The sequence below is a fragment of the Leucobacter chinensis genome, assembly GCF_019049105.1.
GTDB lineage: Bacteria > Actinomycetota > Actinomycetes > Actinomycetales > Microbacteriaceae > Leucobacter_A > Leucobacter_A chinensis.
In genome coordinates this window covers 155,431-168,366 of sequence record NZ_JAHQZR010000002.1, presented here as the reverse complement: position 1 = coordinate 168,366, position 12,936 = coordinate 155,431, and the positions used below count along the sequence as shown (strand labels likewise).

The 12,936-nt window shown below is 61.3% G+C and carries 11 protein-coding genes and 4 tRNA genes; 11 read left to right on the top strand and 4 right to left on the bottom strand.

Annotation, left to right across the window (positions count from 1 at the left end; genetic code table 11):
- Window positions 1–17: 17 nt before the first annotated feature.
- The gene (locus KTJ78_RS02770) at window positions 18–617 is read right to left on the bottom strand and encodes a DUF3000 domain-containing protein (RefSeq protein WP_217132402.1); all 600 of its coding nucleotides are present in this window, start codon (window positions 615–617) and stop codon (window positions 18–20) included.
- Window positions 618–680: 63 nt separating this feature from the next.
- Between KTJ78_RS02770 and KTJ78_RS02765 the strand changes: the two genes are divergently transcribed.
- Complete coding sequence (locus tag KTJ78_RS02765) at window positions 681–1,856, top strand: alpha/beta hydrolase family protein (RefSeq protein ID WP_217132400.1); 1,176 nt, start codon at window positions 681–683, stop codon at window positions 1,854–1,856.
- A gap of 140 nt (window positions 1,857–1,996) precedes the next feature.
- Here the strand turns inward: KTJ78_RS02765 and KTJ78_RS02760 are convergent, their stop codons facing one another.
- Window positions 1,997–3,478 (bottom strand): dicarboxylate/amino acid:cation symporter, encoded by a 1,482-nt coding sequence (locus KTJ78_RS02760; RefSeq protein WP_217132398.1) that lies wholly within the window; start codon window positions 3,476–3,478, stop codon window positions 1,997–1,999.
- Window positions 3,479–3,638: 160 nt separating this feature from the next.
- Here KTJ78_RS02760 and zapE point away from each other — a divergent pair, with 160 nt between their 5' ends.
- Both zapE and KTJ78_RS02750 read left to right on the top strand, forming a co-directional pair.
- Complete coding sequence (zapE, locus tag KTJ78_RS02755; RefSeq protein WP_217132396.1) at window positions 3,639–4,700, top strand: cell division protein ZapE; 1,062 nt, start codon at window positions 3,639–3,641, stop codon at window positions 4,698–4,700.
- Window positions 4,701–4,704: 4 nt separating this feature from the next.
- Complete coding sequence (locus tag KTJ78_RS02750; RefSeq protein ID WP_217132394.1) at window positions 4,705–5,274, top strand: type II toxin-antitoxin system PemK/MazF family toxin; 570 nt, start codon at window positions 4,705–4,707, stop codon at window positions 5,272–5,274.
- A 61-nt stretch (window positions 5,275–5,335) separates the two neighbouring features.
- Here the strand turns inward: KTJ78_RS02750 and KTJ78_RS02745 are convergent.
- Window positions 5,336–5,409, bottom strand: a tRNA-Val gene (locus tag KTJ78_RS02745).
- A gap of 61 nt (window positions 5,410–5,470) precedes the next feature.
- Window positions 5,471–6,475, bottom strand: a complete 1,005-nt coding sequence (locus tag KTJ78_RS02740) for a hypothetical protein (RefSeq protein WP_217132393.1) — start codon at window positions 6,473–6,475, stop codon at window positions 5,471–5,473.
- A gap of 177 nt (window positions 6,476–6,652) precedes the next feature.
- Between KTJ78_RS02740 and KTJ78_RS02735 the strand changes: the two genes are divergently transcribed.
- The 8 genes from KTJ78_RS02735 to ruvC all read left to right on the top strand — a co-directional run bounded on the left by KTJ78_RS02735 (window position 6,653) and on the right by ruvC (window position 12,706).
- Window positions 6,653–6,725: transfer RNA gene (locus KTJ78_RS02735), tRNA-Gly, on the top strand.
- 45 nt (window positions 6,726–6,770) lie between these two features.
- Window positions 6,771–6,841, top strand: a tRNA-Cys gene (locus KTJ78_RS02730).
- 18 nt (window positions 6,842–6,859) lie between these two features.
- A tRNA-Val gene (locus KTJ78_RS02725) sits at window positions 6,860–6,936 on the top strand.
- 158 nt (window positions 6,937–7,094) lie between these two features.
- Window positions 7,095–8,669, top strand: coding sequence for a fatty acyl-CoA synthetase (locus tag KTJ78_RS02720; protein ID WP_217132391.1), 1,575 nt, complete (start codon window positions 7,095–7,097; stop codon window positions 8,667–8,669).
- Window positions 8,670–8,776: 107 nt separating this feature from the next.
- The gene (thrS, locus tag KTJ78_RS02715; protein WP_369807946.1) at window positions 8,777–10,735 is read left to right on the top strand and encodes a threonine--tRNA ligase; all 1,959 of its coding nucleotides are present in this window, start codon (window positions 8,777–8,779) and stop codon (window positions 10,733–10,735) included.
- Entirely contained in the window at window positions 10,723–11,280 is a 558-nt protein-coding gene (locus KTJ78_RS02710; RefSeq protein ID WP_254259305.1) for an HIT family protein, read from the top strand. Before thrS ends, KTJ78_RS02710 begins: the two co-directional genes overlap by 13 nt.
- Window positions 11,281–11,317: 37 nt before the next feature.
- Complete coding sequence (locus tag KTJ78_RS02705) at window positions 11,318–12,082, top strand: YebC/PmpR family DNA-binding transcriptional regulator (protein WP_217132389.1); 765 nt, start codon at window positions 11,318–11,320, stop codon at window positions 12,080–12,082.
- 12 nt (window positions 12,083–12,094) lie between these two features.
- Window positions 12,095–12,706, top strand: coding sequence for a crossover junction endodeoxyribonuclease RuvC (gene ruvC / locus KTJ78_RS02700; protein WP_217132387.1), 612 nt, complete (start codon window positions 12,095–12,097; stop codon window positions 12,704–12,706).
- The last annotated feature ends 230 nt before the right edge of the window (window positions 12,707–12,936 follow it).

Genomic DNA, 12,936 nt, shown 5'->3' with positions numbered 1-12,936 from the left:
CAAATGCTCCTAAATGGTTATCGCTTGTGCGCATTTCTGAAGGCGTCGAGTGACACGGCGCCTTCCTGATGCGGGAAACCCGCTATAGAGCAGAGTACCTCAGCCCAGGCTTCGGCGTGAGCCGCGAAGTTTGTATCTTTGGGGCTCCACGAGGCGCGGAGCTCGAGCTGTGAGCCTTTGCCGTGGCTGCTTAACTGGCCGAAGCCTTCTGAGATGATCTTGGTTGCGGTGCCCGCGAGGTGCTCGTACTCGGCGCCGCGCAGGGTGAGGGCGTCGCGAAGCCAGGCCCATGCGACCTCGGCAATGAAGGGGTCGAGTCCGATCTCGAGTTCGAGGGGTGCTTGCACGAAGCACACCACTCGAAACGGGGAGCCCCATTCGTCAAACGACGCGGGGTCGTAGAGCAGCATGAAGCGGCCGGCACCCGATGGCGAATCGATCGATGAGGTGGCGTCTGAGCCCTGCTTGACTCCGGCCGCGAGGGCGAGCGAATGCTCGACGGTGCGCTCGGGTGAGGGGATCTCTTGCCAGTCGAGTTCTGGGCGAATCTTCGCACCACGGATCGACTCACATGCGAGGTCAAACTCGTCGTGGAATGATTCATGTATGGTCGCCACAACTTACACAGTAGAGAGCCAGCGGCGGGTTACTCCGGAGCCACGCCGCAGGAGGGATCGAAAATGAGCCCTGCACGCAAGACCTGGGGGTTCATTGCCTCGGCTACGGCGATTATTGCCAGCATCGCCGCTGGAGGCTACGGGCTCGCCGTTGCGTTTGGGCGCGCAGTCGTGACGCCAGCCCGGGTGCCAGCGGCGCCGCTTACGGTGCGCGAGGTGCGGCGCTCTGCAAATGGAGACACCATCGTGCTCACGCAGGGCGAAGACGCTGCACTCGCGGGTGATCAGTCCTTTATCTTTAGCGAGGGTAACGGCCACGCAAGGGTTGGTGCAGTCGTGCGGGAACAGTGCGGCACGGTCGAGCGCGAGTTGCTTTCGATTGAGCGGGGCAGACTCGCTGCCGGTGCGACGGGTCGCATCACTGGCTGGTGGTTTACGGGCCCTGGTGACGTGAGCGATGACTGGAGCGAAGTCACGGTTCCCGGACCGCTCGGTGACTTGCCAGCGTGGCGCATTGGTGAGGCCGGGCAGGGAAGTCGTGCGTGGGCGATCCACGTGCACGGCCGCGGCGCACGTCGGGAGGAGACGCTGCGTGGGGTCGATCCGCTCATGAGGGCTGGTTTCTCGCACCTCGTGCTCAGCTATCGCAACGACCCGGGAGCCCCGGCGGCGCCCGATGCGAAGTACGGGCTTGGGGCTACCGAGAGCGAAGACGTGTTGGCCGCGATCGCCTATGCCGTAGCCCACGGCGCCGAGACGGTGCTGCTCGTGGGCTGGTCGATGGGGGCCGCAGCGGTGCTGATCGCCGCAGAGCGCGCTGCGCAGGGACTCGTCGCTGGTATCGTGCTCGAATCGCCCGGAATCGATTGGCCCGGCATTTTGCGCCACCAGGCACGCCGCTCACGCGTTCCCGCGGCAGCCGCGAGGCTCGGTGCTCGTCTGCTTGAACGCGGATCGCGTGCCACCGGAGTGCTCGGCCCCGTACCGGTTTCGAGGCTTACGCCAGAGCGTTTCGCCAGTGAGCTGCGTGTGCCGGTGCTGCAGCTCGTGAGCAGGGAAGACACCTTTGTTCCCGCGGCCGGTGCTCTGCGTCTCGCTGAGCTGCGCCCCGAGCTTGTGCGCACCGTCGAGGTGCCTGGCGCCGAACACGTGAAACTTTGGAATCATGATCGCGGCGTCTGGGAGGCGGCGCTATACGGATTTGGGCGGCAGAGCCTGGATGATGGATCGCGAGGCTAAGCCTGTTCGTGATGAAGCGCCCATATGCGGGGCGCTCTATTATGGGTGGTCTATATATGGGTGCTCTATATATACAGCGTGCCCCGGTCATCGTGTGTGAACGATGACCGGGGCACGCTGCTGATGCAGCAGGCTCCTCGCTAGCGAGCAGCCGTGGGCTCAGCGACGACGTTCGCCTGCTGCTCTTCAACGCTTGGCTGAGAGTCGCTGGTAACTGACGGTTCCGCCGCCAGCGATACGGCACTCGCGTCGGTATTGTCGAAGGCGAGACCCTTGCGCGGCGCGTTGTAGAGTTCGTGATCGAGAATACCCTCGCGTTTTGCGACGATGGTGGGCACGAGCGCCTGGCCGGCGACGTTGACCGCGGTGCGGCCCATGTCGATGATCGGATCGACCGCGATCAAGAGGCCGACCCCCTCGAGCGGCAGGCCGAGGGTCGTGAGCGTCAGCGTGAGCATGACCGTTGCGCCCGTCGTGCCGGCGGTTGCGGCTGATCCGACGACCGAGACGAACGCGATGAGCAGGTACTGAATGAGGGTGAGCTCGATACCGAAGAACTGAGCCACGAAGATCGCCGCCACTGCCGGGTAGATTGCGGCGCAACCATCCATCTTGGTGGTGGCGCCGAGGGGAACCGCGAACGAAGCATAGCCGCTCGGCACGCCGAGGTTGCGCTCGGTGACGCGCTGCGTAAGTGGCAGCGTGCCGATCGATGAGCGGCTCACGAAGCCGAGTTGCACCGCAGGCCAGACGCCAGAGAAGTACTGCTTCACCGAGAGCCCGTGTGCCTTGATAAGAACCGGGTAGACGACAAAGAGTACGGCCGCGAGACCGATATACAGAACTGCGACGAACCAGGTGAGCGAACTCATCGTGCTCCAGCCGTACTCGACCACCGCAAAGCCGATGAGACCGAGGGTGCCGATGGGGGCGATGCGAATGATCCACCACAAAATTGTTTGGATGATGCCGAGCGCCGACTGGGTGAACGCGATAAACGGCGCCGACTTCTGGCCGAGTTTGAGGGCCGCGATACCGACGACGGCCGAGACGACGATGACCTGCAAGATGTTGAACCCGGGCGCAACATCGAGACTGCCCGTTTCGAGGTCGGCAGATCCACTCACGGTGAGACCAAGGAAGTTTGCCGGGATGATGCCGGTCAAAAAGTCGACCCAGCTGCCAACCCGATAGGGCTCTGACGGGGTGAGCTCAGCGTGCGAAGCGGTTGCGCCCGGCTGCAGTGCGACGCCCAGACCGATGCCGATCGTGACCGCGATGAGGGCGGTGATAGCAAACCAGAGCAGGGTTTGACCCGCGAGGCGTGCCGCGTTCGTGACCTGTTGCAGGCCCACGATGCTCGAGACGATGGCGGTAAAGATGAGCGGAACAACCGCCGCCCGCAAGATCTTCACGTAGCTTTGCCCGATGGTTTGGAGGGTTGCGTGAAGCCAGTTGGGTTCGTCGTTTGGGCCGCTACCGATGCTGAGCGCGACGCCGCCGAGCACGAGGCCTAAGACGAGCGCGATGAGAATCTGTGTGCCGAACGAGGTGTACCACCGGGGGCGGGCCGTTTCTGTGGTCGGAGCCTCAGCTGAGGCTGTGGCTTGTGAAGAAGACACGGTGTTCCTTTCTGCTGGCGATGTGTGCAATGCGTTATGCCAAAGCAGACCTTATCACTATTATTAGCCTCAATTATGAATTGCGTGACAAATGTGACAAATGGTGTCGGCAGCCAGCCCGGTGGCTCAGGGGTGGCAGGCCAGGGATAGAATGATCGTGATGTCTGACGATGCACAAAGAACCCCAGCCCACCTGGTCAACCGAACGCCCACTATTTCAGGGGCAGAGATTGTAGCGACGCTGGTGCCACCACCGCAGTTCGCCGAAGCGAGCTTTGACTCGTATCGAGCAGACCCCGACCACCCCTCACAGGGCGAGGCGAAGGAACTGCTGCAAACGTTTGTGACCCCACCGAAAGCTCAGCAGCGGGGAGGATTCTTCTCGTTCGGCAAGAAAAAGACTCCCGTAGAGCCACAGCCAGCCCGCATCACCCATCAGGGTGTGTACCTCGACGGTGGGTTTGGTGTGGGCAAGACCCACCTGTTGGCCTCGGCATGGCACGCAGCTCACGGGCGCAAGTATTTTGGCACCTTCATCGAGTACACCTCGCTCGTTGGCGCACTCGGTTACGCGCAAACCGTCGAGACGCTTAAGGGTGCGCAACTCATCTGCATCGATGAGTTCGAACTTGATGATCCGGGCGACACCATGATCATGACACGACTCATTGGTGAGCTCACGGCGACCGGTACGAAGTTCATCGCCACCTCGAACACGCCGCCCAACGCGCTCGGTGAAGGACGGTTTGCGGCGCAGGACTTCATGCGCGAGATTCAGGCGATGAGCGATCGCTTCGTGACGATCCGCATCGATGGTAATGACTATCGCCAGCGCGATCTCGAGGGCGAAGCAGTCGTCCTGAGCGACGAGGCCTACCGCTTCATGCTCGCCGACGGGATTAACTCGGGCGACCGCGTGACCGACGACAGCTTCGACGCGCTCATTGCGCACCTGGCCACCGTTCACCCCGCGACCTACTCTCGTCTCGTTGCGGGCGTGAACATTATCGGTGTGCGAGAGGTGACGCAGCTCACCGACCAGACCGAAGCGCTCAGGCTCGTCGCATTCATTGACCGGGTGTACGACGCGCAGATTCCGATTCGCTCAACCGGCATTCCGTTTACCGAGGTGTTCGGCGGCGGCATGCTCGACGGCGGTTACCGCAAGAAGTACCTGCGTTGCATGTCGCGACTCAACGCGCTGACCTCTGGCGTGATGTAAGCATATGAACGAGCTCCAGTCGCTCTTACAGGAGCTGCCGCAGTGGGCGCAAACCCTCGTTCTCGGGGTTATCGTTGTGGCCGGGGTGTTGCTCGGCCGCAAGGGCGGTAAAACTCGTCGGGGGAGTAAGGGGCGCGGGGCTCGCGGGGCGCAGCCGACGCTCCGAACCGACCATGCGAGCCCGCGCGATCTGAGCCCAGCTGAGGTGGGGGCGCTCAGCTTCACTTACGCTCCATCGAAAGACGGTGCGCCAGACCCCGGTGAGGTCGTCTGGGCCTGGGTGCCGTACGCAGAGCACGACGGGCGGGGCAAGGATCGTCCAGTGCTCATCATCGCGCGTATCGACTCGAGAACGGTTGCCGGGTGCTACCTTTCGACGAAGGAGCACCGCGGTTTTCTCGAGCTCGGAGCCGGGCCCTGGGACGGGCAGGGAAGGCCGAGCTACCTCAACCCAGAGCGCGTGCTCAGGGTTCCTCACGACGCGATGCGGCGCGAGGGTGCGGTTCTTGACCGGCAACGCTATCGGGTGATGACCGAGGCGATTGCTCAGTGGCACACCCCGAAAAAAGAGTAAAAAGAAGGGCTTCGCAGCAGTGCTGGCGAAGCCCTTCCACGAGCTGTCTCAATAACTCGAGTGGGCGATGCGGGACTCGAACCCACGACCTCTTCCGTGTGAAGGAAGCGCGCTAACCAACTGCGCCAAACGCCCGTGCATGTCTTTCGACTCAATCAAGTGTACACACCTTTTCGGGTGCGAGAAAACGGAGCCGTTACTCGGCGGTGGGAACGGTGCTGTCGATCTGGTTGTTGAGCTCGAGCGACAACTCGCCGAGCGATGCGAGCTCACTGCTGAGGCGTTCGTACTCATGAATGCTCTCTTGCAGGGTGTTCTTCCAGTGCTCGAGGTTTCCGCGCCGGTCATCAAAGTCACGCTTCAGACGGTTAAACTCTGCCTCGTTGTCAGAGAACTCGTATGCGTCGTTTCGGGCGACAAAGCTCTTCCAATCGGCGTTGAAGGCCTCAACATCGCTCGTGTACGAGGCCGACTCGCCCTCGAGGCTCTCGTGCATGGTATCGAGCCGCTCTTTAAGCGCTTTGGCCTCCTGCTCAACCGTCGTAAAGACCCCCTGATAGGTGTCATAAAACGTGACGACGGCATCGCGGTCGGCAAGCCATGCCGAGTAATGCTCTTCGAGCCAGTCAGGAAGATCCCGCACCTCGGTCGCGAAAATCGAATGCAACTCGTTGGCGAACTGCGACGCCGAAAGGCTCGCGTAGACCTCCATGCGCTTCTCGAAGTCGGGGTCGGTCTTAATACGCTCGCTGTAGTACCGATTGAGTTTTGTTGCGAGGGCATCGCGCTCGGCGGTTGAGAGCCTCGCGTATGCCGCGTGCATCAGTTCGTGGGCGGCCGTCACCTCGACAACGCTTTCAAGGCGTTCGTCAGTAACCGAGAAGAGGTGGATCTTCCCGTTCGCGTAGCAGCCGAGAAGGTGACCGCTATGTTCGGTCTCGGCATTGCGGCAGCGGTCATTGAACTCGTCGGCAGATTCGATTGCGGGGTGGGTAGCGAGGAATATGCGTCGCCCGGAATCGGTGAGCTCAATGTTGGTGATGACCGTTTGCATTTCTGCTGTGGGCTTGAACTCCCGACCGTCGAAGTAATCACGAATGGTCTGGCGCTCCTGGCAAGCGACAAAGGCGCCGGCAGCAAAGATGAGAACGACGATCGACCAGATGACGCGCCTGATAATGCGTGGCCCCCGTGATTCCATACTCCCTAGTATTGCGAATCTCTCGGGGCGAAAGGGGGAAAATCCTGAAACGTTACGCGGCCGAAATGTTCCCTTCGACACGCCGTAGAGGCCTCTGTTTGTCTCGTTTTTGTATGTCGATTTTGCATTCGCAATATCGTTCACTAAAGTATTACAAGTACCAAGCAGGTACGAAATGCGGATGTAGCGCAGTTGGTAGCGCATCACCTTGCCAAGGTGAGGGTCGCGAGTTCGAGTCTCGTCATCCGCTCTGGTGGATCAGTTCGTCTGATACACGCGGGCGAAATCCCGTACCGGTGGCGTGGCCGAGAGGCGAGGCAACGGCCTGCAAAGCCGTGTACACGGGTTCGAATCCCGTCGCCACCTCGCTGAAAAGCACACGATGGGCGATTGGCGCAGTTGGTTAGCGCGCTTCCCCGACACGGAAGAGGTCGCTGGTTCGAGTCCAGTATCGCCCACCAGTTCAGACAAAAAGCCAGGTTGAAAAACCTGGCTTTTTGCATTTCTGCCCTCGCTCAAAGGGTCAGGCGGGCGAATCTGCAAGGTCACAGGCGCAAGCTCTGTACTTTGAGGCGTGCTTCTCTTAGGCTTCGCAAGTAAGAACGTTGAAAGGAATTTCATGCTTGCACAGTCAATGGCGACTGAGGTTGCTGCCGCTCGATCGCTCACCCTCGGCGATACCCTTCGTCGAACCGCAGCGCGGTACCCCGCAAAGGTCGCCCTCATCGATGGCGATACGAGTCTTACCTATGAAGAGTTCAATACCCGCGTAAACCAGCTAGCGAACGCGCTCACACAGCGCGGCATCGTCAAGGGTGACCGGGTAACGATGCTCAGCAAGAACTGCTGGCAATTTCTCGTGGCCTCGTACGCGACCGCGAAGATCGGGGCGATCTTTACACCCATTAACTTCATGCTGAAGGTTGATGAGGTGAGCTACCTACTCGAAGACTCGCGGCCTGCGGCCTGCATCGCGCAAACAGGGTTCACCGAGACGATGCAGCAAGCACTCGGGCAGAGCGGCATCGCACCCGCGGTGCGCATCGAGATCACGGTGGGCCAGGCCGCTTCACCCGAGTGGCAACCGTTCGACGTCTTTTCGACCGCTGCCTCGTCTGCTGAGCCAACAGTCATGATTGCCGATGACGATGCGCTGCGCCTCATGTACACGAGCGGCACCGAATCAAAGCCGAAGGGCCTGCTGCATTCGAGCCGTTCGCTCATCGCAGAGTACGTGAGCTCGATTATCGACGGTGGCATGTCGCATGACGACATCGATCTGCACAGCCTGCCGTTCTACCACTGCGCCCAGCTCGACTGTTTCATTGGCCCCGACGTGTACCTTGGTGCGACAAGCATTATCTTGCCCGGCCCAGACCCAGCGCGGGTGCTCGCAACTATTGAGCGCTATAAGGTCACCAAATACTTTGCCCCGCCAACGGTGTGGATCGCGCTGCTGAACTCGCAGAGTTTTGCGACCGCCGACCTTTCGTCGATGAAGAAGGGCTACTACGGTGCCTCGCCGATGCCGGTCGAGGTGCTCAAGAAACTGCTCGCAGAGCTGCCAGACCTTGATTTCTGGAACTTCTACGGGCAAACGGAGCTGGCCCCTGTCGCGACGATTCTGCCGCCTCATGAGCAGGTCTCGCACGCTGGCTCGGCTGGCCGCCCTGTGCTGAACGTTGAAACGGCGATCATGGCCGAAGACGGCACCATCTTGCCGCGTGGTGAAGTCGGCGAGATCGTACACCGCGGCCCACAGATCGCCCTCGGCTACTGGAACCGTGATGAGCTCACGGCCGAGGCTTTCAAATACGGCTGGTTTCACTCGGGCGACCTTGGCGTCTTCGACGCAGAGGGCAGACTCACCGTCGTTGATCGCGTCAAAGACATGATTAAGACTGGGGGCGAGAACGTCGCCAGTCGAGAGGTCGAAGAGACGCTCTACGCGCACCCTGCGGTCGCCGAGGTCGCGGTTTTCGCGACACCTCATGAGAAGTGGATCGAGACCGTCGCAGCCGCCGTCGTTGTTCGTGAGGGTCACGAGGTGACCGGGGAAGAGCTGCAGGCGTTTGCTCGTGAGCGGCTCGCGACCTATAAAGTACCGACGGTTGTGAGGTTTTACGAGGCGCTGCCCAAAAATCCGAGCGGCAAGATCATGAAACGAGACCTGCGGGAGGCTTTCGCGAAGTAGCGCTCAGAGCACATTTCGGCACTTTCAGGGCTTCTGCGCCCGAACGCGCCCGACTGCGAGTAAAGTTGTTGCTGATATACCCGCAGTTCAAACAAGGAGCGCACACCGTGGCAGATGGCTTTTCGCTGTTCACCGACCGTTCCGTCGTCGCTATGCGCGTCGACGGCGAGCTGAAAGATCTCGCCGCAACGGTCGAAGAGGGGCAGACGGCCACGCCCGTCACAATCGATTCACCCGACGGGCTCGACATTCTGCGCCACTCCGCGGCGCACGTGCTCGCGCAGGCGGTGCAGCGCATTAATCCCGAAACCGAACTCGGCATCGGGCCTCCCATCACCGACGGCTTCTACTACGATTTTGACCCCGCCGAGGCATTTACCCCCGAAGATCTCAAAGAGATCTCGAAAGAGATGCAAAAGATCATCAAGCAGGGCCAGCGCTTCGTGCGTCGCGTCGTGAGTGAAGATGAGGCCCGTGCCGAGCTTGCGAACGAGCCGTACAAGCTCGAGCTCATCGGGCTCAAGGGGGGCGGAGACGATAACGAGAACGTCGAGGTCGGCGGGGCAGAGCTCACGATCTACGACAACGTCGACCCGAAAACCGGTGAGGTCTGCTGGAAAGACCTGTGCCGTGGGCCGCACCTTCCCAACACCCGTATGATCGGCAACGGCTGGGCGCTCATGCGCGTGGCCGGTGCGTACTGGCGTGGTAGCGAAGCAAACCCGATGCTGCAGCGCATCTACGGCACCGCTTGGCCAACGAAAGACGAGCTGCGTGAGTACCAGACCCGGCTCGAGGAGGCCGCGAAGCGCGACCACCGTAAGCTGGGCGCTGAACTCGATCTCTTCTCGTTCCCCGATGAAATTGGATCAGGGCTCGCGGTCTTTCACCCCAAGGGCGGCATCATTCGCCACGAGATTGAAAACTTCATGCGCGATGAGCTGCTGAAGAACGGCTATGAGGTCGTCAACAGCCCGCACATCACCAAGGGAACGCTCTTCGAGACCAGCCAGCACCTCAACTGGTACAAAGACGGTATGTTCCCGGCGATGCACCTCGATCACGTCGAAGACGATGAGGGTAACATCGTCAAGCCTGGCCAGGACTACTACCTGAAGCCAATGAACTGCCCGTTCCACAACCTCATCTTCCGCGCTCGTTCGCGCTCGTACCGTGAGTTGCCGCTGCGACTCGCGGAGTTCGGGACCGTGTACCGCTACGAGAAGAGTGGCACGCTCGCCGGGCTCACCCGCGTGCGTGGCCTCACGCAGGACGACGCGCACATCTACGTGACAGACGAGCAGGTGAAAGACGAGATCAAGCGCCAGCTTGAGTTCGTCTTTGCGACGCTTCGTGCCTACGGCCTTGACGACTTCTATCTCGAGCTCTCAACGCGTGACCCCGAGAAATCGGTCGGCACCGATGAGCAGTGGGCAGAGGCTGAGCAGACGCTGCGCGAGGTCGGCAACGAATCGGGCCTCGAACTTGTCGACGATCCTGCAGGCGCCGCATTCTACGGCCCGAAGATCTCGGTCCAGGCGCGCGACGCCATCGGCCGCACCTGGCAGCTCTCGACCGTGCAGCTCGACTTCAACCAGCCCGCACTGTTTGAGCTGGAATACGCTGCGGCAGACGGAACGCGCAAGCAACCGGTCATGATCCACCGCGCCCTGCTCGGCTCGATCGAGCGCTTCTTCGCGATTCTGCTTGAGCACTACGCGGGGGCGTTCCCGGTGTGGCTCTCACCAACCCAGGTCGTCGGCATTCCCGTGGCTGAAGAGTACGGTGAGTACCTCGACGGCGTCATCGAGCAGCTGCGTGCCGAGGGCGTGCGTGCCGAGGTCGATCACAGTGACGACCGCATGCAGAAGAAGATTCGCAATCACACGAAGGCGAAGACTCCGATTCAGCTCATCGCCGGTGAGCAGGATCGCGGTGCTGGTACCGTGAGCTTCCGTTTCCGTGATGGTTCACAGCTCAACGGCGTACCCGTAGCCGAGGCGGTCGAGCGCATTCGCGTCACGATTCGTGACAAGGAGCAGGTGAATACCGCATGGCAGGAGTAGACGGTATGAGCGGCGTCGAAAGCGCGGCGCACCTCGCCGGGGTTCCCGATTCGTTCCAGCGTCTCTGGACCCCGCACCGGCTTGTGTACGTGCAAGACACGACGCAGCCTGAGGAAGATACCTGCCCTTTTTGCAAGGCGCCCGAGATGAGCGATGAAGACGCTCTTATCGTGGCGAGGGGAGAGCACGCCTACGTGTTGCTCAACCTCTTCCCGTACAACACAGGGCACCTGTTGGTGTGCCCGTACCGGCATATCTCGACCTACGATCTTGCGACACGCGAAGAGGTCGCCGAGATCGCCTCGCTCACGCAAACGGCGATGCGGGTCGTGAAGCAGGTCTCGCACAATGACGGCTTCAACATCGGAATGAATCAGGGGGTGGTCGCGGGCGCTGGAATCGCGGCACACCTGCACCAGCACATCGTGCCTCGGTGGGCGCAAGACGCCAACTTCTTCCCGATCATTGCGCAGACGAAAGCGCTGCCAAAACTGCTCGGCGACACGCGGCGAGAAATCGCCGAAGCGTGGCCTGAGCTACCCTAGTTAATACATCCGTACATCTCGAGAAAGAGGACGTACCGTGGCAGGTCACTCAAAATGGGCGACAACGAAGCATAAAAAGGCCATCATCGACGCCAAGCGCGCGAAGGCCTTCGCCAAGCACATTAAGGCGATCGAGGTCGCTGCCCGCATCGGCGGGCCAGACGAATCAGGCAACCCAGCTCTCGCCGAGGTCGTGCACAAGGCGAAGAAAAACTCGGTTCCCGGCGATAACATCCAGCGCGCCATCAAGCGCGGCGCTGGCCTTACCGGTGACTCGGTTGAATACCAGACCATCATGTACGAGGGCTACGGCCCCGGGGGCGTCGCGATTCTCGTCGAGTGCCTCACCGACAACAAGAACCGCTCGGCAACCGAGGTGCGCACCGCGATGACTCGCAACCACGGCACCATGGCCGACCCGGGCAGTGTCGCCTACAACTTCGAGCGCAAGGGCGTCATCGAGGTTCCCGCCGAGGGCACCAACGAAGACGACATTCTCATGGCAGTGCTCGACGCGGGCGCCGAAGAGGTAACCCCGGCTCCCAACGGCGAGTTCTTCGAGGTCATCGTTGACACCGCACAGCTGAACGCGGCACGCACCGCGCTCGTCGACTCGGGCATCGAATACGACTCGGCAGAGTCGCAGTTCGTGCCGAACCTCAAGGTCGATATTGACCTCGAGGTCGCGAAGAAGATGTTCCAGCTCATCGACGCGCTCGAAGACAGCGACGATGTGCAGAACGTCTACGCCAACTTTGACCTCTCAGCTGAGGTGCAAGAGCAGCTCGCGAACGAAGAGTAAGCACTCTTTACCGTGCGCATTCTGGGCATTGATCCCGGCCTCACCAGGTGTGGGGTCGGGATCATTCACGTTTCAGCGCGCCGCCAGCTCTCGTTCGAACACGTCGAGGTGCTGCGTTCTGCGCCTGACGCGCCCCTGCCAAGCCGCCTCGCGTTGCTCGGCACGGGGCTCGAGGCAATCATCACGCGTGGCGATGTCGACGCCGTGTCACTCGAGCGAGTTTTCGCCCAGCAAAACCTGCCGAGCGTCATGGGGGTCGCCCAAATCTCGGGCATCGTCATGTTTCTCGCCGAGCGGGCTGGCGTTCCGGTGACGCTCTACACTCCAAACGAGGTGAAGTCGCGCGTGACCGGCTACGGCGCCGCCGATAAGAGCCAGGTCACCAACATGGTCATGAAGCACCTCGGCCTCAAGACTCCTCCGAAACCGGCCGATGCCGCCGACGCCCTGGCCCTCGCGATCACCCACGCCCTCTCGACCCCGTATGCCGGACGCAAGACGACCCCGCTCGGCTCGGCAATCGCGGCTGGGGCCGCTGCCGCGACCGGCCCACACAGCGGATCGGCCACGACTCCCGCGCAGGAAGCGTGGCTCGCGGCCGAGCGCGCAGCGAAGCGCCGCTAGCGGGGCTCGTGCGCCTCGCGCAATCCACGTGACGAAAAGCAGGGTGTTTCCGTGTAATAACCCTGCTTTCTGTCAAGTGGCGGGCTTTCGCGCGTTCCGCAAAGCGCTACCTTTGACCGGCTTCGGAGGACGGCGCAGTTCTCGTGCGCTTGTTTTCAATCGACTTGACGAAAAGCAGGGTGTTTTCGCGCCACAACCCTGCTTTTCGTCAAGTAGACGGAAAACGCGAT

What these genes read in the sequence shown, in the direction of transcription:
- zapE (WP_217132396.1), top strand. Translation starts at nt 3,639, where the DNA reads ATGTCTGACGATGCACAAAGAACCCCAGCCCACCTGGTCAACCGAACG.
- KTJ78_RS02710 (WP_254259305.1), top strand. Translation starts at nt 10,723, where the DNA reads ATGGCAGGAGTAGACGGTATGAGCGGCGTCGAAAGCGCGGCGCACCTC.
- KTJ78_RS02750 (WP_217132394.1), top strand. Translation starts at nt 4,705, where the DNA reads ATGAACGAGCTCCAGTCGCTCTTACAGGAGCTGCCGCAGTGGGCGCAA.
- KTJ78_RS02740 (WP_217132393.1), bottom strand. Translation starts at nt 6,475, where the DNA reads ATGGAATCACGGGGGCCACGCATTATCAGGCGCGTCATCTGGTCGATC.
- KTJ78_RS02720 (WP_217132391.1), top strand. Translation starts at nt 7,095, where the DNA reads ATGCTTGCACAGTCAATGGCGACTGAGGTTGCTGCCGCTCGATCGCTC.
- KTJ78_RS02765 (WP_217132400.1), top strand. Translation starts at nt 681, where the DNA reads ATGAGCCCTGCACGCAAGACCTGGGGGTTCATTGCCTCGGCTACGGCG.